The sequence below is a fragment of the Spiroplasma sabaudiense Ar-1343 genome (assembly GCF_000565215.1).
In the GTDB taxonomy this organism is placed as follows: domain Bacteria; phylum Bacillota_I; class Bacilli_A; order Mycoplasmatales; family Mycoplasmataceae; genus Spiroplasma_B; species Spiroplasma_B sabaudiense.
In genome coordinates, this window is the sequence record NZ_CP006934.1 from 232,991 (window position 1) to 258,584 (window position 25,594).

27 protein-coding genes and 2 other annotated features are annotated in these 25,594 nt (G+C 30.6%); of the genes, 24 read left to right on the forward strand and 3 right to left on the reverse strand.

Going from position 1 to position 25,594, the window contains the following annotated elements; genetic code table 4:
- Positions 1 to 24: 24 nt before the first annotated feature.
- The 3 genes from SSABA_RS01065 to SSABA_RS01075 all read right to left on the reverse strand — a co-directional run bounded on the left by SSABA_RS01065 (position 25) and on the right by SSABA_RS01075 (position 1,840).
- Entirely contained in the window at positions 25 to 450 is a 426-nt protein-coding gene (locus SSABA_RS01065) for a peroxiredoxin (RefSeq protein ID WP_025250746.1), read from the reverse strand.
- A complete protein-coding gene (locus SSABA_RS01070; protein ID WP_025250747.1) occupies positions 413 to 898 on the reverse strand; it encodes a hypothetical protein in 486 nt (161 codons plus the stop codon). Before SSABA_RS01070 ends, SSABA_RS01065 begins: the two co-directional genes overlap by 38 nt.
- Before the next feature lie 69 nt (positions 899 to 967).
- Positions 968 to 1,840, reverse strand: coding sequence for an HAD-IIB family hydrolase (locus tag SSABA_RS01075; RefSeq protein WP_025250748.1), 873 nt, complete (start codon positions 1,838 to 1,840; stop codon positions 968 to 970).
- A gap of 233 nt (positions 1,841 to 2,073) precedes the next feature.
- Here SSABA_RS01075 and SSABA_RS01080 point away from each other — a divergent pair, with 233 nt between their 5' ends.
- The 24 genes from SSABA_RS01080 to argS all read left to right on the forward strand — a co-directional run bounded on the left by SSABA_RS01080 (position 2,074) and on the right by argS (position 25,578).
- Complete coding sequence (locus SSABA_RS01080) at positions 2,074 to 2,841, forward strand: ATP-binding cassette domain-containing protein (protein WP_025250749.1); 768 nt, start codon at positions 2,074 to 2,076, stop codon at positions 2,839 to 2,841.
- A complete protein-coding gene (locus tag SSABA_RS01085; protein WP_025250750.1) occupies positions 2,807 to 3,565 on the forward strand; it encodes a hypothetical protein in 759 nt (252 codons plus the stop codon). Before SSABA_RS01080 ends, SSABA_RS01085 begins: the two co-directional genes overlap by 35 nt.
- An 80-nt stretch (positions 3,566 to 3,645) precedes the next feature.
- Complete coding sequence (alaS, locus tag SSABA_RS01090; protein ID WP_025250751.1) at positions 3,646 to 6,327, forward strand: alanine--tRNA ligase; 2,682 nt, start codon at positions 3,646 to 3,648, stop codon at positions 6,325 to 6,327.
- A 20-nt stretch (positions 6,328 to 6,347) separates the two neighbouring features.
- On the forward strand, positions 6,348 to 7,595 hold the full coding sequence (locus SSABA_RS01095) for a hypothetical protein (RefSeq protein WP_025250752.1): 1,248 nt from the start codon (positions 6,348 to 6,350) through the stop codon (positions 7,593 to 7,595).
- Positions 7,596 to 7,608: 13 nt separating this feature from the next.
- Complete coding sequence (locus SSABA_RS01100) at positions 7,609 to 9,480, forward strand: ABC transporter ATP-binding protein (protein ID WP_025250753.1); 1,872 nt, start codon at positions 7,609 to 7,611, stop codon at positions 9,478 to 9,480.
- A gap of 58 nt (positions 9,481 to 9,538) precedes the next feature.
- Positions 9,539 to 10,009, forward strand: coding sequence for a hypothetical protein (locus tag SSABA_RS01105; protein ID WP_025250754.1), 471 nt, complete (start codon positions 9,539 to 9,541; stop codon positions 10,007 to 10,009).
- Positions 10,010 to 10,250: 241 nt separating this feature from the next.
- Positions 10,251 to 10,325: a sequence feature (ribosomal protein L21 leader region), on the forward strand.
- 11 nt (positions 10,326 to 10,336) lie between these two features.
- Complete coding sequence (rplU, locus tag SSABA_RS01110) at positions 10,337 to 10,681, forward strand: 50S ribosomal protein L21 (protein WP_025250755.1); 345 nt, start codon at positions 10,337 to 10,339, stop codon at positions 10,679 to 10,681.
- A gap of 5 nt (positions 10,682 to 10,686) precedes the next feature.
- Positions 10,687 to 11,001 carry a ribosomal-processing cysteine protease Prp gene (locus SSABA_RS01115; RefSeq protein WP_025250756.1) on the forward strand — a complete coding sequence of 105 codons (315 nt, stop codon included), beginning with the start codon at positions 10,687 to 10,689 and terminating at the stop codon, positions 10,999 to 11,001.
- 1 nt (position 11,002) lies between these two features.
- Entirely contained in the window at positions 11,003 to 11,296 is a 294-nt protein-coding gene (rpmA, locus tag SSABA_RS01120; protein ID WP_025250757.1) for a 50S ribosomal protein L27, read from the forward strand.
- A 122-nt stretch (positions 11,297 to 11,418) separates the two neighbouring features.
- Positions 11,419 to 12,369: a J domain-containing protein gene (locus SSABA_RS05175; RefSeq protein WP_025250758.1), complete on the forward strand. Its 951-nt coding sequence runs from the start codon at positions 11,419 to 11,421 to the stop codon at positions 12,367 to 12,369.
- 26 nt (positions 12,370 to 12,395) lie between these two features.
- On the forward strand, positions 12,396 to 13,220 hold the full coding sequence (locus SSABA_RS01130; protein WP_025250759.1) for an aldo/keto reductase: 825 nt from the start codon (positions 12,396 to 12,398) through the stop codon (positions 13,218 to 13,220).
- A gap of 15 nt (positions 13,221 to 13,235) precedes the next feature.
- Positions 13,236 to 14,585 (forward strand): Sapep family Mn(2+)-dependent dipeptidase, encoded by a 1,350-nt coding sequence (locus SSABA_RS01135; RefSeq protein ID WP_025250760.1) that lies wholly within the window; start codon positions 13,236 to 13,238, stop codon positions 14,583 to 14,585.
- 36 nt (positions 14,586 to 14,621) lie between these two features.
- Positions 14,622 to 14,743: a sequence feature (ribosomal protein L10 leader region), on the forward strand.
- A 30-nt stretch (positions 14,744 to 14,773) separates the two neighbouring features.
- Entirely contained in the window at positions 14,774 to 15,268 is a 495-nt protein-coding gene (rplJ, locus tag SSABA_RS01140; protein WP_025250761.1) for a 50S ribosomal protein L10, read from the forward strand.
- 55 nt (positions 15,269 to 15,323) lie between these two features.
- Entirely contained in the window at positions 15,324 to 15,692 is a 369-nt protein-coding gene (rplL, locus tag SSABA_RS01145) for a 50S ribosomal protein L7/L12 (protein WP_025250762.1), read from the forward strand.
- A 56-nt stretch (positions 15,693 to 15,748) separates the two neighbouring features.
- Positions 15,749 to 16,393 carry a CatB-related O-acetyltransferase gene (locus tag SSABA_RS01150; RefSeq protein WP_025250763.1) on the forward strand — a complete coding sequence of 215 codons (645 nt, stop codon included), beginning with the start codon at positions 15,749 to 15,751 and terminating at the stop codon, positions 16,391 to 16,393.
- A 1-nt stretch (position 16,394) separates the two neighbouring features.
- Positions 16,395 to 17,249 carry an SPE_1075/MLC_0560 family membrane protein gene (locus tag SSABA_RS04915; protein ID WP_025250764.1) on the forward strand — a complete coding sequence of 285 codons (855 nt, stop codon included), beginning with the start codon at positions 16,395 to 16,397 and terminating at the stop codon, positions 17,247 to 17,249.
- 230 nt (positions 17,250 to 17,479) lie between these two features.
- Entirely contained in the window at positions 17,480 to 18,373 is an 894-nt protein-coding gene (rpsB, locus tag SSABA_RS01160) for a 30S ribosomal protein S2 (protein WP_025250765.1), read from the forward strand.
- A 12-nt stretch (positions 18,374 to 18,385) separates the two neighbouring features.
- A complete protein-coding gene (gene tsf, locus SSABA_RS01165) occupies positions 18,386 to 19,264 on the forward strand; it encodes a translation elongation factor Ts (protein WP_025250766.1) in 879 nt (292 codons plus the stop codon).
- Between the two features lie 4 nt (positions 19,265 to 19,268).
- Positions 19,269 to 20,111, forward strand: coding sequence for a hypothetical protein (locus tag SSABA_RS01170; RefSeq protein ID WP_025250767.1), 843 nt, complete (start codon positions 19,269 to 19,271; stop codon positions 20,109 to 20,111).
- 127 nt (positions 20,112 to 20,238) lie between these two features.
- Positions 20,239 to 21,186, forward strand: a complete 948-nt coding sequence (locus tag SSABA_RS05100; RefSeq protein ID WP_148293469.1) for an energy-coupled thiamine transporter ThiT — start codon at positions 20,239 to 20,241, stop codon at positions 21,184 to 21,186.
- 37 nt (positions 21,187 to 21,223) lie between these two features.
- Positions 21,224 to 21,934 carry a UMP kinase gene (gene pyrH, locus SSABA_RS01185; protein WP_025250770.1) on the forward strand — a complete coding sequence of 237 codons (711 nt, stop codon included), beginning with the start codon at positions 21,224 to 21,226 and terminating at the stop codon, positions 21,932 to 21,934.
- Between the two features lie 13 nt (positions 21,935 to 21,947).
- Entirely contained in the window at positions 21,948 to 22,496 is a 549-nt protein-coding gene (frr, locus tag SSABA_RS01190) for a ribosome recycling factor (protein WP_025250771.1), read from the forward strand.
- Positions 22,497 to 22,600: 104 nt separating this feature from the next.
- Positions 22,601 to 23,899 carry a hypothetical protein gene (locus SSABA_RS01195; protein WP_025250772.1) on the forward strand — a complete coding sequence of 433 codons (1,299 nt, stop codon included), beginning with the start codon at positions 22,601 to 22,603 and terminating at the stop codon, positions 23,897 to 23,899.
- A gap of 17 nt (positions 23,900 to 23,916) precedes the next feature.
- Positions 23,917 to 25,578, forward strand: a complete 1,662-nt coding sequence (argS, locus tag SSABA_RS01200; RefSeq protein WP_025250773.1) for an arginine--tRNA ligase — start codon at positions 23,917 to 23,919, stop codon at positions 25,576 to 25,578.
- The last annotated feature ends 16 nt before the right edge of the window (positions 25,579 to 25,594 follow it).

Below are 25,594 nucleotides of genomic sequence, written 5' to 3' on the forward strand. Positions count from 1 at the left end.
AATCGGATTTTTTTATATTTAAAATTACAAATTTTTTATTATTGTTTCGATATGGCCAACAGGGTCAACTCGACGCATTTCGTATTTTGAATTTAATCCATTGTCTAAAATAAAAGTCGATCTTTCTACTTTAGGTTCGGATTCATCAGTCATTACTCCAAAAGCCCTGTGTAGAGTTAGGTCAGTATCGCAAATCAAATCATAAGTTATATTACAATCGGTTGCAAATTCAACTTGATCTTTGTGATTGTCGCGTGAAACTCCAACAACAGTGAAACCGCGCTTTTTGATTTTTTCTAGTTTGTCTTGAAAGGCTTTGACCTCAAGGATGCAGCCACTGGTATTGGCTTTGGGATAGAAAAATAAAACAATACCATTTGGACCTTTCATATCTTCAAAACCTTTTAGATTATTATTTTGTAATAGATATTCTTTTTCTTTTCAGTTCATAGTATAGTTCCTCCATGATCTTATCAAAATCTCATTTTTGATTTTGACTTCGAAATTCTTTCTGCACATTAAAATTTTTACTTAATAAAAATACACTTTTTTGGATTATAATTCTGCTACTATCAATGCTATTTTTATAAAAAACAACATTAAATATATTTGTCAAAGTTCCGTCGTAATCATTTAAAAATGTTATAGAATTGCTTTCAAAATTTTCAGTAATTGCTTTATCCCCGGGCATTGCTCTTGAAATTGCAAAAATATGAAAATTTCAAAAAGATTTTTTTTTGCAAAAATCTTGCATTTTGCCAATTTCTAAAATAATTTCATCGCCGCTATCTTGTGGGAAAAATCAGATAACAATTTTTTTGTGAACTCCACAAAAACTTAAGGAAACTTTAAATCCATTTTGGTGGTAAAGTGAATACTCTCGTAATTTTCAGCTCATTTTGCTCTCCCTTTATTTATCAAATAAAGTTAGTAAAGTGCTGCTAATTGCTTAGTGAATATTTATTTATTAAACTTCCTCACCTGCAAGCAGTTTTTCTAAAAAATAACCGACCCCACCTTCATCGTTTGTTTGGTGAGTGATTCCTGAAGCAATAGCTTTTAAATCATCATTTCCATTTTTCATAGCGACCCCATAACCAACCAATTGAATCATGTCATAATCATTCATTTGATCTCCAAAGGCGATCACATCGCGAATATCCTTGTTATAGTATTGTGCTAATATATTGGAAACATAACCTTTATTTACTAACTTATTTGTTAGTGTAATCATACTGCGGTTTTCATCATCAATATGGCCATAGACCGTTCCGGTCTGAACTTTAATTGTGTTTCTAAATGCTTCTAAACGTCTCAGCACATTGTCTTTTAATTCTGGTGTTTTTAATGTCAAAACTACGTTTGTACTTGGTCCGGTTCAAACTTCATAAGGATTAGCAATAAAATATTCATCATCCTCAACATCATCAAGATGAAAAAAGTTCTCTAAAAAGGCATCTTTTTTCATTACTACTGCTCGATTATAGTTCTCAATCAAAATATTATCAACTGAATCTTTAATGATTGGGTCATTAATTACACCCATGACAGTTTCAAAACTGATTGGTAAGACCATTCGCTTGAACATCCGCTTTAATGGATCATGAATATGGGCTCCATCAAAATTTGTTAAAAGGGTAGAAAGTCCTAATTCTCGATAAAAGCGAATACTTGCTCTGTGCGGGCGACCTGTAATAATGCAAACTCTATGACCATCTCGTTCTGCTTGTTTGAGTACTTCGATTGTCTTAGGATGCATACTCATGCCACCTTTTACAAGTGCTGTCCCGTCTAAATCAATTAGAATTAATCTTTTCTTATCTAAATGTTGTAACTTCATCGTTCTTCTCCTTTGGATAATTTTAACTCACATTTTTACAAAAAGAAATTTAATTTTCTTAATTAAGTAATTACATCTTCAAATGTCATTAATTATTAAGATTCGTTAAACTATAATAATTTTCAATTATTATCCTATTTGTTTTTATTTAAAAAAGTTGCAATTGAAAATAAGAACTTGCTTTTGTTGACTTTGTCATTTTAATCTTTAATATAGTATTAAAGGTGAATTATATGCAAGAAGTGATTTTAAAAGTAAATAATTTAAAAAAAGCATATGGTAAGAAAACGGTTTTAAACGATGTTTCCTTGGAGATTATAAAAGGCGACCGTATTGCGATAATTGGTCCGAACGGTTGTGGGAAAACTACTTTTTGCGAGACAATTGCAGGAATTTTGAATTACCAAAGTGGGCAAATTGTTAAAACAGATAGTTTAATTATTGGAATGCAACTACAAGGTAATATTGCTCCAAAAAATATTAAAGTTTGAGATTTTATAAAATATTATTTAGATGTTTATAATATTGATTGAAGTAATGAAGTTTTAGAAAAAGAGTTTCAAAAATTTGCAATTACAGATGTTATCGATAAGGATGTCTCAAAATTGTCTGGAGGCCAACAACAAAAGGTTAATATTTTTTTATCTATATTAAATAACCCAGACTTATTAATTTTAGATGAGTTAGCAACAGGATTGGATATCGAAATTGTTGATACCATTTACGAAAATCTTGATCGATTTTTATTAGATAAGGAAAAAACTTTATTATTGATTTCTCATAATATGGAGGAAATTCAGAATTTTTCGGATAAAATCTTGTTTATGAACGGCGGGGAGATAACCTCGATTAATAACACCGTTGATGTTATTAAAGAATATGGCAGTGTCAAAGATTTTGTCAAGGAGAAATTTAAAGAGTATAGTATTGAAAATTACGAAAACAATAATATTGGAGGTTTGCAAAATGCAAAATGAGCTAAAGACCGCAAGAATAAATAGGGATTCAACAAGTGCCTTTTCCCCAAATAAAGCGTTTTTTAAATTTATTTTAAGACTAATGAAAAGGTCAAAAAAATATTTTATTTTTTCTTTTCTAGTTGCCTTATTTTTTGCCGCATTCCCGTCAGTATATTTTATTTTTATTTTTAAAACAGTCGAGCCATCTGTTGAGACTGCAACCTTATTTGGATCTTGAATCATTTCAATGTGAATTGCCTCAACACTAATTGGATCATCGGTATTTTTTCAAAAAATTTATTTGGAAAATCGTAATACAGCAGTTTTTAAGAGAGTTGCCCTAACAGGAATTTCAAAAAACAACTTCTTAAGAATTAGTTATTTGGTAATGACTTTATATGCAATTATTCCCTGAATTTTTTCAACAATTATTGCCCTAATATTTTCTTTAACAATAATTGGGGCCCAGGGAACAAGTATTTTATTTTTTAACTATAGTTTTTTAACAGGTGTCTTAACTTTAATGGCTGCTTTAGTGGCGAGTACTGGTTTAGGATTTTGAACCTTTTCATCGGTTAGTTCCTTTTCTGTTTCTAGGATTTGCTATTCAATTTTCTTATCATTTTCAGTAATAATTGTTCAGTTGAAAAATTTTATCCCTCAAGAAGCATGACTTTTAGCAGACTTATTAATTTTAGCGTCATTTTTAATTTTAATGATATTGTTTTGATCGATGGCAATTAAGAAATTTCAATATTATATTTAAATAATTAAACCATTTTTTAAGGTTTAATTATTTTTATTTTATGTGATAAAATATTTCTAAATATATTAGGAGTAAAAATAATGAAAAAATTAAGTGCAAACGCAATAAGACAAACATGAATTGACTTTTTTAAAAGTAAGGAACATTTATTTTTACCACCAGTATCATTGGTGCCTGTTCAAGACCCAAGTTTATTATGAATAAACTCAGGAGTTGCAACACTAAAACCTTATTTTGATGGACGACTAACTCCACCAAGTCAACGATTAACAAATTCTCAAAAATCAATTAGAACAAATGACATTGAAAATGTCGGTATTACAGCTCGCCATCAAACAATGTTTGAAATGCTAGGTAACTTTTCAATTGGAGATTACTTTAAAAAAGAAGCTATTCTTTTTGCCTGAGAATTATTAACTAGCCCGAAGTGGTTTGATATTCCCCCGGAGAAACTTTATATAACTGTTTTTGAAGATGATGAAGAAGCTTATAATGTTTGAACAAAAGACATAAAAATAAGTCCAGACCATATTTTTAAAGGAAATCGCTCAACAAATTTTTGAGATGTTGGACAAGGACCATGCGGACCAAACAGTGAGATCTTTTTTGATCGCGGACCTTCTTGAGACCCCAAAAATATTGGGCCTAAATTATTAAAAGATGATATAGAAAATGACCGCTATATTGAAATTTGAAATATTGTTTTCTCACAATTTAACAATGATGGTAATAATAACTACACTGAACTCCCTAGAAAAAATATTGATACTGGGGCTGGCTTAGAGCGTTTAGTTTCGATTTTTCAAGAGGCACCAACAAACTTTGAAACAGATTTGTTTATTCCAACCATTGAAGCAATTGAAAATTTAACTGGCCGAAAATTTTTATACGATTATGAATCAGCTAAAAATCAGAATAATAAATTAAACCCGACAAATACTGCTTTTAAAGTAATTGCAGATCATATTCGTGCTGTTACTTTTGCGATAAGTGACGGAGTTTTCCCTGGTAACAAAGATCGTGGTTATATTATTCGCAGATTAATTCGTCGCAGTAGCGTTTATGGTCGTAAAATTGGTATTAACGATGCCTTCTTATATCGTTTAGTTGACATAGTTATTGGGACAATGAAGGAATTCTATCCATATTTAATTGAAAAACGTAACTTGGTTGTTGAGGCAATCAAAACTGAAGAAAATAAATTTTTAAAAACTTTAACAAAGGGTCAAGAAGCATTGGCAAATATTTTAAAAAAAACTAAGAAGATTTCAGGTAAAGAAGCCTTATTATTATTTGAGTCATATGGTTTTCCAATCGAACTGACTGTTGAACTAGCAAATGAACAAAATGCAATTGTTGATGAAAAAGAATTTCAAAATCTTTTAGAAAAAGCAAAGGAAATTTCGCGTAGTTCTCGCAAGGATTTAAAAGCTTGAGACAAACAAAACGAATTATTTACTAAACTGACAATTCCTTCAAAATTTATTGGGTGAGAAACTGAAACTTGTGAAGCGGAAATTGTTTATATGTTCGCAAACGATCAAGTGATTCAAAGCGCAAACAGTGGGGAAGTTTTTGTAATTTTAAACCAAACACCTTTTTACGCTGAAAAAGGAGGTCAAGCAGCAGATTGTGGACTTCTTATTAAAGGTCATGAAAGTTATACTGTTGTTGATGTTCAAGAGGGACCAAATCACCAAAATATTCATCAAGTAATTTTAAATGGTAGCGAACTAAGGGTTGGGGATAAAATATTTGCCCAAGTTGATTCTGAAAAACGTTATTTTACAATGAAAAATCATTCAGGAACACATATTCTTCACTCTGCGCTTCGAGAAGTTTTAGGAAAAGAAGTAATGCAGTGTGGGAGTTATAACGATGAAAATGGTTTAAGAATTGATATAACATTTAATCGTCAAATCACTGCTGAAGAACAAATGAAAATTCAAAAAGTTGTTGATAGAGAAATCGCTTTAAAAGTACCGCGAGAAGTTTATTTTACATCAATGGATGAAGCTGTTAATAAACATAAGGCATTAGCTTTTTTTACAGAAAAATACGATGGAATTGTAAGAACGGTGAAATTTGGAGACTTTTCATCAGAACTTTGTGGAGGAACTCATGTTGAGAACACAAAAATAATTGAAGATTTAATCATTACATCTGTGGAGTCAAAGAGTGCTGGGGTTTATCGAGTTCACGCCTTAACAAGCAATCAAGCGGTAGAGGCTTTTGTTAAGAACGTTTTTGATAAAATAATTGAAGAATCAAGGATTATTGCAAATAAACATAATGAAAACAAAGATATTTTGAATGATCAAAAAATTTTAGAAATTTACCAAAAAATTATTGATTTAAAAATTAATAAAGACAACATTAACAATCTAAAGATAATGTCAGAGCAATTGAAAATGGAATTTAAAAATTATGATAAAAAGTTACAAGATTTAAAAGTAAATGATTGTATTAAGATTTATCAAAATGTTGAACCAAAACCGAATCAAAAGGGGGTTCCCCAAATTGAGTTAAATGTATCAGATTTAGGTATTAAAGAAATGAAAGCGTTGAGTGATCAGTTAATTAATAAGTATAAAGATTTGATTATCATAATCTGCTCAGTTAATAAAGCTGATAATTTATTAACGGTCGGAGTAAGTGATTCATTAAATAATGAGTATCCAGCAATTGATATTTTTAAAAATTATAAAAATTTAAACCCAAAAGGAGGAGGAAATAAATTCTTCGCTCAGGGTAAATATTAGTTTAAAAATAGGAGAATCCAATGAGAATCGCAATTAAAAAAATCGTAACAATGATGTTTCTATTAATAGCTTATTTTTTATATTCAGCTTTTTTAAAAAAGTTTTCAGATAGTAATGTAATTTTATACACACTATTTGATCCATTTAAGTTATTAATACTAGCATTTATTTTTGGAATTATAGTATCAACCTTTAAAACCTTATTTCTTGGTTGATTTAAGAACATAAAAGGATACCAAACTAGCCGCCATAATTTCTTATTATTAAGCTTCGATGAAACTATAAGTAGTTTAGAAAAGTTAAAACAATTAGTTATAAAGGGTTCACACCACGATATCAAAGTTCAATTGGCTGGAATGACCAAATTGCACTACAAACCAATTTTTTTAAATGCGTTAATTAACGATATGATTTCGTCTTTATTCAAGGAAGAACCACTAGATAAATTTGTAGTTTTAATCGACAATTCAAAAAACGAAATTTTAGCGTCACAAAAATTAGAAGAGGATCGCTTAAAATCAAAAAAAAGCGAACCCTTTTTTGATATTAAACGAGCATACGAATACAATTACCAGGGTTCTAAGCCCTACATTGGCTATTACAATCTAAAACAAGAATCTATTGAAGCAAAAGGGCGAAATGATTGAAACATTTTATCACTACAAATGCTTAAATTTTACACAATTTTGCTTTATTCTATGCTAATATCATTAGTAGCAAGCACTTTATTGGTGCCTGTCTTATTATTTTCTATCAAAATAAATATTTTTCTAACAATTACGATAATTTTTATAGTCTTAACTACAATTTTATCAATTGTGTGACATATAATTTACTTGTGAAAAAATAAAGCAGGACCAAGAATTTTAGCAAAAGTTTGAATATTTTATTCACTATCAATTTTGGCATCAATCAATATTATTTGAAGCATTTTTAGTCTAGAAGCAGTTTTAAAAATTAAAACAGAAGTTAATGTTGATGAACAACTGTTTGAATTTTTATTTAGACTTTTATATTGCGTTTTGTCAACTGCATTACTATTTTACATATTCAGTACAATGGTAGAAATTTTTAGAGATGTTTATTTTAGTAAGACAATTTTATTTGAGGGTGTAATTATTCCGGCAATTATTTTTGTTTTAATTACTTTTATAAATATCCTTAATATTTCAGTACTTGATAATCAAATAACTTTTACGACAAATTTAACAATTTTAAGCACTTATTGAATTGGGGTTTGAGTTCTAACACCAATTCTAAAATTTTAGAAGAAGGAAAAAAATGGAAAAGAAAAGAAAGTCATTTACTGATGTGAATGAGTATTTAGAGACTCCAGAAGAATCAAAACAGTCGGCACTAGCCTTAATGAAAAGCATTAAAGATCGTCGAATTGGTTTCTTTAAATTAGTTACGATTTTTTATGGACGATATTTTTGAAAATCTTTAGCAATAATCATAGCATTAATAATTTCATCTGTTGCAATTGTTTCGATGACTTATATTATTTCACAGCTTGTAAGTCAAGTAATGTTTGAATTTGGAGGAACAACTTCTCAATCATCAGATACTGGTCTTAATTGATACTGGTGATTAACAATCGCCTTCATTACTCTTATTATTGCAGCAATTGCGACCTGAGTTAGAGAAAAATTCGGAGGAATGTTAGGCCGTAAAATTGAGATGGATGCAAGAAATGCGGTCTTGTCAAATTTAATTAACATGAATATCGGATACTATTCAGATAAAAAAATTGGTGAAATTATGACAAAGCTAATTAATGACACCCAAGTTCTAGGAGATGAGGCCCAACTAACACCAGCAAACCTAATTAGTATTCCAATTATTTTTATTGGTTCAGCAATTTCTTTAATAATAGTTGACTGACCAACTGCTATTGTTGCCCTGGTTTGTACTTTAATCTTTATGGTTATAGTAATTTTTACTTTTAATGCACAATCAAATGAAACTGAGAGAGTTCGTAAGAAAGTGACAGAAGTGAACGGAGACTCAACAGACCGAATCGGCGCAATTGCACTTATTAAAGCATCAGGAACAGAAAAGTATGAACAAAAACGATTAAAAATGATTAATGAAGACTATTACTTGTCTAATCGAAAACTAAACTCAGTTCAGGCCACAACAATAACAATTATCATAATGAGTGCCTTATCTTTAACTTTAATTGCTATAACTTCAGCAATCTTAATTTATCGAAATGCCGAAAATGGAGCTGACCAAATTATCAGAATTTTACCGTCATTAATAACCGGAATAAACACGTTGGCATGACCAATTTATACTCTAACAGGATTGATTCCAGGAATGGCTCGCGCAACAGCATCAACGCGAAGAGTAGTAGAGCTTATTAAAGTTGATTCTACTTTGGAAATAAATGAATTTGCTCCCGAAGTTAAAAGTATTGAGGGTAATATCATATTCAAAGATGTTGTTTTTGAATATCCAGAAAAACCAGGAATTGTTATTTTACCAAAAACTCAATTAGTACTGGAAAAGGGTAAAAGCTATGCTTTTGTTGGTGAAACTGGAAGTGGGAAATCAACCATTTCAAAACTTTTATTAAGATTTTATGATCCCACAAGTGGAGAGATAATTGTAAACGGCCAAAATTTAAAATCACTAAATTTATCAAGTTATTTGAGTCATGTTGGTTATGTCGAACAAGAACCAAAAATTTTGTATGGCGATGTAATGTATAATGTCAGATATGGAAACTTTTCAGCCACTGATGAGGAAGTAATTGAAGCTTGTAAAAAAGCTAATTTACATGATTTAGTCCAGACTTGAGTTAATGGTTACCAGACAATTTTGGGTGAACGCGGATTTATTATGTCGGGAGGGCAAAAACAACGCCTTGTAATCGCTCGTATGATTTTAAAAGATCCCCAGGTTTTAATTCTGGATGAAGCAACCAGTGCCCTAGATAATATTGTTGAAAAAGAAATTCAAAAAGAGTTAGAAAAAATTATGGTTGGTAAAACTACGATTTCAATTGCCCACCGTTTGAGCACAATCAAAAACTCTGACCAAATTTTTGTTTTAGGTAGTGGACAAGGAATTGTTCAAAGTGGGACTTATGATGAATTAATTAGTAAACCAGGTCACTTTAAAAAACTTCACAGTGCTGGAAGTTAAAATTATTCAATATTTTACCATTTTTCATATTATAATTATTTAAGAATGAGGTATTTTTATGGCAATTTGAATTACTCTTGCAGTTCTTGTTTTTATAGGTTTTTTAATTTTTATTGGCTCTTTTATTTATTTAAAGTACAAAAACTTTAATAGTGAAGCCCATCTTCAAATTAAAAATGCCTTAATTAAATTAGGAGATCCAAATTATGATTTTCAATCACAATCAATTTGAAACGATTTATTTAAAAGCGTTAGAAAAGAAGTGATTTCAATTAGAAACAGCTTTGGTCTAGCTAGAAATAACGTTAGTTGAGAATCAACTAGAATTGAGAAAAACGCATTCGAAATTGTAAAGGAATTTTACGAAAAAGATTCAGGAAATAGAGTACTCTCAAAAAAAGAAAAACGCCAAAATTTAGATACAAAAAGCCGCCAAATTATTGATGCGCCTCCAGAAAAAGAATTACAAAGCATTATTTTGGAGATCGAGAATGAAATCAATAAGGATAACTCTAAAAATATATCTTAGAACTTTAACATTATCAATTATTAGAGCAAAAACCCAATTTTTATTAATTGGGTTTTTATTTTGCCTTTAAATAGATAATTTGTAATTGAATCAGCATAAACGTTAACTTTACTTTTAAATATAATTTTGAAAAATTGGTAAATAAACAGCCAATTTTTATTAAAACTATTTTTTCAAAACATCCTTTTATTTCAAGACTTTTATTGTATTAAAAACAATATATGTATATAATTAATGAGGTTGTTAGTTTCAACCGCTCTTTTGTGCGTAATAAAGAAGTTTTTAACTCACGTACAAGGCGAGTCTATACTTAAGGAGATTTTATAAATGTTTGCAATTTTAAAAACAGGGGGAAAACAAATAAAAGTTCAACCCGGTGATGAAATTTATATTGAAAAAATCTTAGGCGAAGAAGGATCAGTTGTAACTTTTAGTGAAATTCTAATGGTTGATGACAAGGTTGGAGCTCCATTTTTAAATGGCGCTTCAGTTAAGGGTACAGTTGTAAAACAAGGTAAAGAAAAAAAATTACGTGTTGTTAGATACCACCCTAAAAAGAACGTAAATAAAGTTTATGGTCACCGTCAACCGTTCACAAAGGTTAAAATTGATTCTATTCAAGCCGGAGGTTCTTCAAAAGCTGCTCAAAATCAAAACGATTCAGCAGAATAATAATTATGATTGAGGTTAAAATTAAAAAAACGAACTCACATTATCAAAGCTTTGTAATTTCAGGGCATGCTCAAAGCGGTCCTTATGGACAAGATTTGGTTTGTGCTGGAGTTTCAGCAATCATCGGAGGAGCTTTAAATGCTTTCGATAAAATTTTTAGTAATTTTGTCGAATTAGTTGTTAGTGAAAATAAAGTCAAAATATTGATTAATAATTTAAGTAATGAGGAAATCCAAGTTGCTTGTCAATTTTTACATATTCAATTAGAAAGTATTTATTTGCAATATCCAAAAAATATAAATATACAGGAGGTAAGTTAATATGCGTTTTTTATTAAGTTTACAGTTCTTTGCTTCTAAAAAAGGAGTAGGGTCAACAAGAAACGGAAGAGATTCTGAATCAAAACGTTTAGGAGCTAAAAAAGCTGATGGTCAATTTGCTAATGCAGGATCAATTATTTTTAGACAACGTGGGACTAAAATCCATCCAGGTCAAAATGTTGGGCGCGGTGGAGATGACACTTTGTTTGCTTTAGTATCGGGTACAGTTAGATACCAAAAATTTGGAAAAGACCGTACACGAGCTGTTGTAATTCCAGCTGAAGCAAAAAACTAAAAATATATTTTTTAAAAGAATACCAAGTAAAGTTAAATATAGTCAAGCAGGACTGATTAATTTTATAAATGGGTTCTTTTTTTATTTTAAAATAGGTTATAATATCATAAAGGTGGAGCAACATGACTTGATTATTATCTTTAATTGGTTCTTTTTTTGGGATGTTGTTTTTAATAGCAATTGCACTTTTTATTTTTGCTTTTTTGAGGGCTAGTTGAAAAAACCGGAACACTTCTTTTGGGAGATTGTTTCGCAAAAATATGAAAGCAAAAAAACGAAACCAACCAATCAAAATTTACTACTTTGATTTCGAAGAGTTTTTCAAAAACTTTCCTTTCAATAGTGATTTTCATGAAACCGAAAAATTTTTGATGACCAAAACTCAGGATCGTCAAAAAACTGTTAAAATATTAGAATTAATTTATAATTGTTTTGAAGACTTATTTTTAAACTGGTCTACAAACGAAAGCGTTTTATTATCAAAATTTGATGAGATTCAAATTAGTAGTCCAATAAAACTTAAGAATGCCGCTTATATAAAGTATTACAATGATTACTTAGATAAAACTTCGGAGTTATTTTTAAAAAATTTTACAGAAAAAATCATGCCAGCTTATATTGCTCGGGAATTGGGTCTTGATTGTAATTTAATTTTTGGAGTTAATAGTTTTGATCAAGTTATCAATGATAGTAAAAAAATAATCAACAACTATTGCGAACAAAGATGTCGAGAAGTTACATTAAACGCAACCCGTGAAATCAGCAAAATGATTGAAGATTTATTTGGTCGCTTTCAAAGGAACTTTAATGGATCTAGTTCGTTTAATCAAAGTAATGCAAACAGAAACAATCAGTCAAACTGAGGAAATCAAAAAGCTGAGCCATCAGAACTTGAAAAAGCTTACAAAATTATGGATGTTAATGAAAAAATTAGCGACCGCGACTTAAAAAAAACTTATCTAAGATTAGCCAAAGAATATCACCCAGATGTTAACAAGTCGGTCTATGCAAAAGAGAAGATGGCGAAAATAAATTCAGCTTATGACACCATTTGCAAGGCTCGAGGAATTTAACAATAACCACCAAAGGAGATTTTCAAATGAATAAAATACTTAAAAATGACATTATTTTAAATAATGGTGTAAAAATGCCACAAATTGGTTTAGGAACATATAAAATGACAGATGAAACTATTACAAAGGATGCAATTATTTTTGCCTTAAAATTAGGTTATCGTAATCTAGATACAGCTCAAATTTACAAGAATCATAAAATTGTTGCTCAAGCAATAAAAGAGTCAGGAATTCCTAGAAATGAAATTTTCATAACTTCAAAAATATGAATTACAGACTTTCGTGATGCCAAAATCGCATTTCAAAGAATTTTGGATGAATTGGAAATTGAATATTTAGATTTATGCTTATTGCATTGGTTTGCACCAAATTGAAGAGATGCTTATCTCGTGCTTGAAGAGGAATACAAAAATAAACGTATTCATGCAATCGGGGTTTCAAACTTTTTGGAAGAACATCTAGAAGAGTTATTAACTACAACTTCGGTTATTCCAGCGGTTAATCAAGTAGAATTACACCCGCAATTGCCCTGCGTTGCCCTAACTGATTATTGTCAAAAAAAAGGAATTGCAATAACTTCATGACAAACAATTATGCGTGGAGAAATTGATAAAGTTCCTTATATTCAAGAAATTTCAAAAAAATATAATGCTACTCCCGCACAAGTTGCACTAAAATGAGCTTGACAACGTGGAATAATAATAATTCCAAAATCAGTCACTTTTTCAAGAATTGAAGAAAACGCCAATTTAGGGTTTTTTGAATTAACAGAAGAAGAAATCAAAAAAATTAATGATTTAGGTCCAGAACTACGTCTTGGTCCAAACCCAAATAATTGAGAAGAACTATAAAAAGGAGTAACGTTTATGAAAATTGACAACAGTAAATTAAAGACTGAATATTTCCCGAAAGCCTTAAAGGTTCTTCAAGACTGTATTGCCATCCCATCTTATTTACAAAAATCTGAATTGGATGCGCCATTTGGCCCGGGAGTAAAAAAAGTTTTGGATTTCATTATAAAAACATGCCAAGATTTAGGATTCAAAACTAAAATAGGAAAAGACTTCAAATATGGCTATGCTGATTATGGGGAGGGGGAAAAACTGTTAGCAATTCTTTGTCACTTAGATGTTGTTCCTCCAGGAAATTTGGAAGAATGAATAGCGCCCCCATTTGTACCAACCATAAGTGATGGGGTTTTGTTTGGCCGTGGTTCACTTGATGATAAAGGCCCAACCATAATGAACATTTTTGCTGTGAAATATTTAATGGATAACAATTTTATTCCAGATTATAAAATTAGACTAGTTTTTGGTCTCTCTGAGGAAACCACTTGGGAGTGTATGCAAAGCTACATTGCCAATGAACAAATTGCAGATATTGGTTATACCCCTGACGGTCAGTTCCCTCTAGTTTATGCAGAGAAATGAATTTTAGATTGTGATATTAGCGCTAACAACCCTATAAACTACGAAGTGCTTGGTGGAGACGCTTACAATGTTGTTAATGATATTGTAAAATATAAAGGTCCTAAACAAAAAGAAATTAGCGAATATTTAAAAAAACACAAAATTTCTACAGCCTGAGAAAATGACTTTCTTGTTGTTAAGGGCAAGTCAGCGCATGGTAGTTTGCCAGAGCGAGGAATAAACGCAGGGACTTGACTTTTCAAAGCAATGTTTGAAAATGGTATTAAAGATGCTTGAAGTGATTTTATCGCAAATCAATGTCATCAAAATTTCCAAATGGAGCGATTTTTTGGTGACTTAACCGATGAATCAGGAAAACTAACAGCAAATATTGGTATTTTTGAGTTTAACAATCAAAGCCAGCGACTAACCTTTAATTTTCGTATTCCGGTTCATTGTAATGTTGAAGAACAAATTATTAATATTTTTAACGATTTTTGTAAAAAAAATGGTTTTAACTATGCAACCAAAGCGATAGAACCCCGTGTTTATATGAGCAAAGATAGTGAACTGGTCAAAAAAATTATGAGCGTTTATCAAGAGGTAACCGGTGACTTGAAAGCCACTCCCGCAGCAATTGGTGGAGGAACTTTTGCCAAAGCAATGCCAAATGTTGTTGCCTTTGGAGCTGAATTTGATTTAGAAAATTCTTCGATGCATTCTTATAATGAATCGATAAAGGTTTCAGAATTGGAAATGATGCTAGAGATTTACACTAAGTCACTGGTCAAACTAGCTAAATTTTAATTAATTTATTAAAAAATAAAGAGATTTTGTGATAATATATTATTGCTATTCGTACCAAAGAAAGCAACTGGGGAAACCCTTAATTTGTTGCCGAGGAATGAAAACATAAATTGTTTTTTATTTTGCCTCGGTTCTTGCCGAGGTTTTCTTTTGCAAAATTAGATTGGAGGAAACTAAAAGTGGAAAAAATGTCAAGACCAGCTCATGCTAAAAAGAATGAAGTTGTTAAAGAAATTGTTGATCGTTTAAAAAACCAACAAGGAATGGTAATTGCTGAATACAAAAAAATTAGCGTTGCTCAAATTACTGAAATGAGAAAAGTGGCACTTGAAAGAAATATCTTTATTAAAGTTTATAAAGATTCATTATTTTCAAGAGCTGCTGAGGAATTAAAAATTGAAGGGTTAAACCCGTACTTAACAGGACAAAATGTTTATATTTTTTCAAATGAAGAATCAATTGCTCCAGCTAAATTAGTAGATGAATTTAGCAAAAAATTCCCAGAACTAAAATTAAAAGCTGGAATCTATGAAGGACAAGTACTAGATACTGTTGGTGTAAATGAACTTGCATCATTACCTTCAAAAGAAGAACTTTACTCAATGTTTGCATCATCACTGATTTACCCATTGCGTCAGTTCATGTTATTAACAAAAGAAATCGCAAAAACCAGAGCAGAATAAAGCACTAAAAGTACAATAGCTTATCAATTAATTATGAAAAAAGGAGAAAAAAAATATGGCAATCACAAAAGATGATATTATCAAAGCTTTAGAAGAAATGAAATTAGCTGAATTAAACGATTTAGTTAAAGCAATCGAAGACCACTTCGGTGTAGTTGCAGCAGCAGCAGTTGCAGCACCAGCAGCAGGTGGAGCAGCCGCAGCAGCACCAACAGAAGTTAATGTTTTATTAACAAATGCAGGAGCACAAAAAGTACAAGTAATTAAAGTAGTTAAAGAATTAACTGGTTTAGGACTAATGGATGCTAAAAAATTAGTTGATGGTGAATTACCAGTAACTATTAAAGAAAACGTAAAAGTTGAAGATGCAGAAAAAATGAAAGAAGAATTAATGGCAGCGGGAGCTTCTGTTGATCTTAAATAATTTATAAAACTCACCATTTTAAACTTGGTGAGTTTTTAATTTATGGAGGTTATTTTGTGGAAGTTAAAAAACAATTTGGTCCCAATCCTAATGAACCATTAAATAAATATTTAGGAACAGATTTTTTAAAAATTTATATTACCAATCCCAATATTGAAATTGGAGATTATACCTATTACTCATCTTTAAAGTCACAACAAGATTTAGTTAATTTTCAAAACGAAAATATCTTATATCACTTTCCCTTTGTTGGGGACAAGTTGATTATTGGTAAATTTTGCCAAATTGGCTATAAAACAAAGTTTATTATGAAGGGTGCCAACCATGGTTTAAACAGAATTTCAACCTATCCTTTTAGTATAATGGGTAGTGGTTGAGAACAACAAGAATCATTTATTTCCAATAAAGGAGATATTATTGTTGGCCATGATGTCTGATTTGGTTACAATTCAACAATTATGCCGGGTGTAAAAATCGGCAATGGGGCGGTTATTGGTACTAATGCTCTTGTGACAAAAGATGTTCCAGATTATGCCATTGTTGGAGGCAATCCAGCCAAAATAATCAGATTTCGTTATAATAAGAAAACTATTAAAAAATTAAATCAAATCGCTTGATGAGATTGAGATATTAAAAAGATTACAGAAAATCTTGAGTTATTAGCTTCTAATAAAATAGATAAACTAATGGAGAAAATTTAATATGAAGAAATTTGCAAGTAATTTTAAGCAATTAATCGTAATTGAATGAAAAATTTTATTATATCGTTTTGGAATATTTGTAGTTGGGTGATACTTATTTACGTTAGCAATTGCCTTATATACGCCCACAATGGTTGGTGCTAGTCAAATCGATTTTACAATTTTTGCATTCTTAGGTGTATTTAGTAATTCAAAAATTGACGGCGCTGGTTCTATTACAAATGCTTTAGGGCAATATTCCACCTATTTATTATTGATGTATGTAGTAATGATGGTAATAACAGTTATTATGGGAGCAATAAACACTGCCCTGGATTTTAAGAAAAATAAAAATGTAGAAAAAATTTATTGATATATCTTATTTGTTATTGGGGATATCATTTCTTTGTTTATTATTCCTTTGGGTGTGCAAATGCAGTTTTTATACATAACAGATGCAATTTATGCTAACTTAAGTGAAAAGGCGGCTAATTATTTAAGAATTTGAATCTTTGTAATAGCTTTTTTAACTTATTGTATTTCCATCGCTCTAATGGTTTATTGCTCAATAATGCCAGGAGTTTATAATTCAATTGCTGAAGAATCTAGAAAACTAACTAAAATGTCTTATCAAGCCTCAAGAGTGTTATGGGATTTCTTGCTAATAGTTCCAGGAGTATTAATTTTAATTATTGTTAATTGAGATGCAACGATTAAACTCAACTTTTTGATTAATTATCTTTCGTTTGGAACAATATTTTTTATTTTCCTAACGGGTCCGATTGTTAACCAAATTTTAAAATTATTTAACAAATTTTATAACATTAAAAGCAAAACTCAGGAATTATATAATAAAAAACCTCAGATTATCGTTTAATAAAAAACCCTATTTAAATAGGGTTTTTTATTATTCAAAATAACCCTTTAATTTTAAAAAATCAAACAAATTATAATTTACTTGCCTCTAAACAGTCATTTCGGTTATAATTATATAGATTTGTATCTAAAGGTATTTAATCACATTAACGGATTCATCTGTCGAGTGCTAATTAAATTAGTGGTAGGTGTTCGAACTTAATGGAAGCTTAACGAAAGGAACATTTAAATATGTCAAAAGAACTAACAAGGGAACAACTTTGAGAGGCTGGGGCCCAATATGGACACCAAACTAAAAGATGAAACCCAAAAATGAAACCATACATTTATGGTGCCAAAAATAAAAATCATATTATTGATTTGCAACAAACTCTATGAAGACTTGAGGATGTTAAAAAACTTGTAACAAACATCGGTTTAAAAGGTGAAAAAATTATTTTTGTTGGAACTAAAAGATCTGGTAAAGCAGCAGTAAAAGATGCGGCTGTTCGAAGTGGAAACTTTTTTGTTAACCAAAGATGACTTGGTGGAACTCTTACAAATATGAAAACAATTTCATTGCGTATAAAAGCTCTATGAGACATTGAAAACGAAGAAAAAACAGGTCGACTAGCTTTAAGACCAAAAAAAGAGCAAGTTCTAATTAAAAAAGAAAAAGATAAATTAGAAAAAACTTTAGGTGGAATTAAGCAAATGCATAAACTACCAGCAGCAATGTTTGTAGTAGATCCTAAAACTGACGAAATCGCTGTTAAAGAAGCGCGTAAATTAAGAATCCCTGTTATAGCAATTTGTGATACAAATATTGATCCTGATATGGTTGACTTTGTGATCCCAGCAAATGATGATTTGCCAGAGGCTGTAAATATTATTACAAACCATATTGTTGAAATTTGAGCTGATGCAGCCAAAGTAAAAATGCAACCAACAACTTTAAAATTTGTTGCCCCTAAAAAAGAATTTGTTGAGGGAGAACGCCGTGGACCGGGTCGTTTCAACAATGACCGCAATCAAGGTAGTGGAGAATATCGTCCAAAACCTCGTTTCGATAGAAAACCTGAGGGTGAACAATTTAATGGTGATAGACCAGCTTACAAACCAAAAACAGAAAAACCAAGCGAGTAGGAGGAAATAAAAATGAGTACAGTTACCCCACAATTAATAAAAGAACTTCGTGAAATTACTAGTGCCGGAATGATGGATTGTAAAAAAGCCTTGGAAGCAACCAATGGTGTAATTGATGATGCAATTATGTGACTTCGCGAAAACGGACTAGCTAAAGCAGCAAAAAAATCTGATCGCGTTGCTGCTGAGGGAATAACATTTGCTAAGGAAAATGATAAACAAGCAATTATTTTTGAAGTAAATTCAGAAACAGATTTTGTTGCCCAAAATGATAAATTCCTAACTGCAATTAATGCGGTTGGTGAAGCATTGTTAAAATCATCAGCCAAAAATACTGAAGAGGCTTTAGAAGTTAAAGTGAATTCACGTACAATTAAAGAAGAAATGATTGAATTGACTTCAACAATTGGAGAAAAGATTGAATTTCGTCGTTTTGATGTAGTGGCTAAAGATAAAAATACTACTGCAATTTACAATCATGCTAATAAAAGAATTTCGGTTCTATTAAGTTTTGAAGGGCCAATCAGCCAAGATGATGCCTATAATTTGGCAATGCACGTTGCGGCAATGTCTCCAAAATATATGTCATCAAATGAAGTTCCAGAAGACTTTAAAAAACAAGAATTAAAAGTTATTGAAGAAACAACAGATTTTGGTAATAAACCAGAAAATGTAAAACAAAGTATGATTCAAGGAAAATTAAACAAGCGTCTAGCTGAAGTAAGTTTACTAGAACAAGATTATGTTGTTGATGATAAATTTAAAGTTGGAAAATTTATTGAATCTAAAAAATCAAAATTACTAAAAATGATTCGCTTTGAAGTTGGAGAGGGAATTGAGAAAGTTGTAACAGACTTTGCAGCAGAAGTTGCGGCTCAATTAAAAGGTTAAATTAATGAATTTATTTGCAAGTTTCATTCCTGAAAGCGGAATATTAGATAACAACTCAGCTTTAGTATTGGGAGTAGTAATTGTTGCCATCTCTGCATTTTTACTTGGGATGTTTTTATATTATTTTTATAAATTTAAAAAATCTAATTTGAAGGAATTTTATGTAAATAAATACCTTTTCTCAACTATTATTTCCCTAACAACATTGGGGATAATAATTGGTTCATTAGTAATAGTTTTTTTTACAAATGCAAGAGCAATTTTTGGTCCAGATGATTTAAAAGCAGATTTAGCAAATAATGTAATTATTTATGCAATGGCCTTCCCGGGTCTTGCTGTTGTAATCTCAACATTCACTATCTTGCTTATATGAACTCATTTATTTGGAGTTGGATTTAGTGAAAATCGATTCGAAATGATTGGTGAAAATTTACCATATAGTAAAATTGTTGCAGTTGTTGATGATGAAGAGGCTAAAAAGGCTGTTATAATTTATCGTCAAGGGCGAACAAAATTTAGAACCCTTGTATTTAAGAAAACAAGCGTTGTTGGACTATTTGTTTTAAGCAATGCTAAACTAACCGGGCATGATGTAATTTTAGAAAAAGTATCTAAGGTTCTAGATGATGTTGATGCTGCAAATACTCAAATGTTAGCCAATGCAAAGCCTTTAACAGAAGAAGTTAAAGTTGAAGTAGCATTGAATCAAGAAGTTTCTAAAAAAGCTGAAGCTGAGCCAAAACCAGAAAAAAAACCGGTTTCAAAACCAAAACCTTCAGTTCAGGGTGAAACAAGCGAAAAACCAAAACCAATTAAAAAACCAAAACCAGAAAAAAATGAAGATTAATTTTTTTCTTAAAGCCTCTTAGTATAGTGTCACTATACTAAGAGGCTTTTGCTTTTAAAAACTTATAAAATACTTTAAATTATTTTCTTTATTTTGTTAAAATATTATTGCTTAGGGGTTGATTAATTTGCTGGAATTAAATAATGATTCTTTGTCCCCGAAATTAAAAATATTTAAACCTGGTGATTTAATTTGAACTTTTTTTTGTAGTTTAGCACTAATTGGAGCATCGCTGACTATTTCCACAATTGTTGGAATAAAAACCCAAAAACTATTTGGAAACCCAATTAAAGGCGAATTCATACTTATTTTGATGGTCATGATATTGTTAAATCTATTTTTGCTTCACAATGTCATAATCAAAACAATTATAGTGTTGAAATTTGAGCACTCCTATAAGGCCCAACTTTTGTACTTCTCGGTTTTAACGTTTGACTTCGTAATTTTTGCCAGGCTACTTATTTTGGATCCCAAAAAAACAAGGTTACTGTCATTGAGAATATATAAATGAGTAATTTTTGATTACATTTTTATCGCCATGACATTTGCGCTTTATTTTTGTTTGGGTTTTATTGCCTCATTAATTCCCCAACTTCCATTTTTTATAACAATTACCATTAAATTTATTCCGTTATTTTTTTTGGCTTATTTATGTGATTGAGTTAAAGTCTTTTTCTGTTCAATTCTTTGTGGAGGATTTGAGTGATTATTTCCAGGTACCTTCATTGTAAGTGTTCCACAATTTCTTTTTGATTATTGCATCCCACCAATTGGGATTACATTAGCAGCAATTTTGAAACCAAATTCAGAAAATAATTTAAGTAAATTAAAATTTCTTGATTTCATTATTTTTATAACAATCCCAATGGCGTGAGTCTACTTTTCACGAGTAATTGCTGGAGTGTTATTTTGATCTAGTATGAGTTGACCAGGTTTTGGAGCGTGAAATTATTCGCTGGTTTTTAATTCAATAAACTCAATGGTCGATTATTTACTATTTCTAATAAGTGTACCACTTATTTGTGTTAGTTTGGAGCCTTTAAGGCATAAATATCAAAGTATTAGTAAGCAATAGAGTTTGTTTTTGATATAATAATCAAAAGAGGTAAAATATGAGTTTAAAATACAAGAGAGTTCTGCTAAAAATTAGTGGTGAAGCACTAAAGGGTCAAGATATTTATGACCAAGAAAAAGTACAAGATGTAGCAAGACAAATTATTACTTTGGTTCGCGAAGGACTACAAATTGGAGTAGTAGTTGGAGGCGGAAATATTTGAAGGGGTAATTTATCAAGTAATTTAGGAATGGATCGTATAAACGGAGATTATATGGGAATGATGGCCACAATCATGAATGGTTTGGCGTTAGAAGCTACAATCAAAAGTCTTGGTTATGAAAAAGTTAGAGTTTATTCGGCACTGGAAATCAAGACCGTCACAACCCCTTATAATTATCGTGAAGCTCGCGACAAATTAAACAATGGCTATATTTTAATATTTACTGGTGGAACAGGATTTAGTTACTTTACAACAGATACTGGAGCTAGCATTAGAGCAATTGAAATCAAAGCCGATGCCCTGTTAATGGCTAAAAATGGTGTAAAAGGGGTTTATGATGATGACCCAAGAACTAATCCAAAAGCCAATTTTTTAAAAACACTAACTCATCGAGAAGTTGCTGAAAAAAAACTTCGAGTTATGGATTTAACTTCAGCAACTCTATCAGCTGATGCAAAACTAAAAATAGAAGTATTTGATATGAATGGTGAAAACAATATCATCAAAATGGCACATGGGGATTTAGACTCAACAACCATTCAATAAAAGGAGAAAAACAATGAACCAAATTATTTTAGAAAACACTAAAGAAGCAATGACAAAAATTGTTGATGCTTACAATGAATATATCAAAAAAATTCGCACAGGTAGAGCCAATGCATCGATGTTATCATCGGTAATGGTTGATTCATATGGGACCCCAACCCCAATTAACCAAACTGCCCAAATTTCAGCCCCTGAACCACAGCAATTAGTGATAAAGCCATTTGATCGCTCACAAATTAGCAATATTGTTGCTGGTATTAATAAGGCTAACCTTGGGTTGAACCCATTAAGCGAAGCTGATTTAATTAGAATTAATATTCCAGCTTTAACCGAAGAGATTCGCAAGGATTTAGTTAAAAAACTAAAATCTGAATTGGAAGCTTTCAAAATTAGAGTCCGCAATGAGCGTCGCGATGCAATGGATAAGGCAAAAAAGTCAAAAGAAATTTCAGAAGATTTAGTTAAAGACTTGGAAACTAAAATTCAAAAATTGACTGATGAGACAATCACTAAATTAGATAATGCTACCAAAATCAAAGAAGAAGATATAATGAAAATTTAAAATTTCAATAAACTAAACCATTTTTAAATAAAATGGTTTTTTTATACAAAACTTACAAAAACTTGTTGAGTTAATATATACTTAATTATAAAGGGTGAAATATAATGGAATTTAAAATTGGAATGGTAGTAATTTATCGGAATGAAAATTATGTCTTGCTTGAACGCAAGGTAATAGATTCTGATATTGGTAAAAGTGAAATTTTTTTTGAAATCAAAAATTTAATTAATCAAAAGACTTTATTAGTCAATAGTTCAGAATTACAAGAAATAAGTATTGATAAGTCACGTCGCCAAGCCCAACAAATTGATAACATTTCTTCACAACCAAAACCACCCCTTACAGATAACCCAAATCTTAATAGACCAGCAATTATTGATGAAACAATTGCTAACTTAAAAGTTGTTGCTGAGTTACCAACGACTGAATTTATTCCCAAACGGCTACAACCAGATAAAACAAAAGTAGATTTTTCAGCCGAAGAAGATGAGACTTTGATTGGATTAAATCAAAAAACCGCTACAATTACCTTCAACAAAGAAACAAATAAAGTCATTAGACCTATAGATATCTCTTTGGATGTAACACAAGAAGATGAAGAAATTTTGGAGGGAGAAAAATCTAGATTTATCGCTGATTTGAATTCAGACTTAAATAATACTCGTACAATATCACCAAATCTCCTAGTAGACAAAAAACTCAACTTAGAAATCAAGAGAGAAGACATTTCAGAAATAACAGATGCAGCCTTTTATGCGAAGAGCTTTGATAACCCAAATCCATCTGGAACGAATCTAAATTCTCAAACTCCAAGTAAAAACGCCTATAAAATTAATTTTTCTGAAGAAACTAAATCGGTTTTTAATCAAACATCAGATTCAGGGGCTGAAATTTTAAAACGTTCTAAAGTTTATCGCTCTTTTAAAAAAATGACTGTTGGCTTAATAGTAAATTTTTCAATATTACTTGGACTATTAATTTTTTCAATATTACTTAGATTACTAAACTTTGTTTTTAATGCCCCATTGGGAATTAAAACTGCGGAATTTATGAGCAATTTGTCTTTGAGTAATTTAAATCCAGGAACATCATTTGGTTTTATAAATTTAGTTTCAGATATTTTTTTAATAGTAATAGTTCCAACATTCTTGTTATTATTTATATGCTACTTTGTTTTTTATGTTGTTTATAATATGGTAAGACAGTATAAAAAAATTGCTCATTATCATTACCAATTAACTAAAAATAATCGAGCTCTAAAAGAAATACGCAAACAAGTTGAAGACGAGAAAAAAATATCACTAAAATTGTATAAGAATTTAAAAGAATTAGAATCTAAACTTTATACACCAAGTAATTTTGAAGATCAAGCTAGAAATTCAAAAAAAACATCAATAAATTAAAAGAAGAGGTTAAAAAAATGAGCAAAAACTTAAACAATGTCACAAACGAAATAAAAAAAATTTTAAAGGAAATAAAATTGGATTTTGATCCAATAATTGAAATTCCAAGAAATGATTCTAACGGTCATTTTGCAACTAATGTTGCAATGGTTGCCGCAAAGAGTTTAGGAAAAAACCCTCGTGAAATCGCAACTATCATTGCTGATAAGCTAATTGCTACAAAAAAATTTGAGGCGATTGAAGTTGCCGGACCAGGGTTTATTAATATAAAATTAAAACATAAAGAAATTGCTTTAATTCTAGAGGAAGCATTAGCCAAAAAAGATCAATACGGAGCTGGGGAACCTAAAAATTTCACATATAATTTGGAGATTGTTTCAGCAAACCCAACCGGCTATCTTCATGTAGGACATGCTAGAAATGGAACAATTGGTGATGCTGTTGCCAGAATTTTGAAGTTCAATGGTTACAAAGTTCAAACAGAATATTACACTAACGACGCAGGTAATCAGATAAATATTTTAGCAATTACAGTATTTGTCCATTATTTACGTGAGTTGGGAATATCAGCAGAGTTACCAGAGGACTCTTATTCTGGGGAAGCATATGAAATAGTTGCAAAAGAATTTGTGGCTCAATATGGTGATCAGTTTAAAAATATTGAATATAAAGATAAAGAAATATGCGACGAAAAGGTTATGAAAATTTTCAAAGAGAAATCAACTGAGTTCTTCATGAAAATTATTAAAAAGCAATTAGTTGATTTTGGTGTTGAAATCGAACACTTTAGTTCTGAAAAAGCAATGTACGATGAAAAAAGAATTGAAAAATTACTTGAGAACTATAAAAATATGGATGCAACCTATGAAAAAGATGGAGCTGTATGACTAAAAACAACAGCATTTCAAGATGATAAAGATCGCGTACTTGTGAAGTCAACAGGTGATTATACATATATTACCCCTGATTTGGCAACCCACGAGGAGAGACTACGTCGCTCTAAAGCAGATAAGTTAATAAACTTTTGAGGAGGTGACCACCACGGTTATATTGTTAGAATGCGTGCGGGATTATCACTTTTAGGAGCACCAGAAAATTGTCTTGATATTGATATGATTCAAATGGTAAGACTTGTTAAAGATGGTAAAGAATATAAGATGTCGAAACGAAAAGGGACAGCCATCTGACTAATTGATTTATTAGAGCTTGTCGGAAAAAATAGTCTACGATATATGCTAGCATCAAAAACTCCTTCAAGTCATATGGATTTTGATTTGGATATTGTTACCAAAAAGAATAGCTCAAACCCGGTATACTATGCCCAGTATGCAACTGCTCGAAGTAATAAAGTAATTCAGCAAGCAAAAGAGCAAAACATTCTTGAAGTAACAAAAGATTTTGATTTATTAACAGAAGAAAAGGAAGTCCAATTGTTACTAACTTTAGATCGATTTGCCAAAAATGTTGATTATGCAGCAAAAGAGCGTTTACCACATATTATTTGTGACTATATCCAAACACTTACAAAGCAATTCCACTCGTATTACTCTGAATTTAAAATAATTGACATAGAACATCCAAAATTATCAAGTCAAAGAGTTGCCTTGACAAAAGGAGTTTATCAAACCTTATCAAATGCTTTAAAACTTATCGCAGTTGATATTATAGATGAAATGTAGAAAAAGTAGAAAGAGT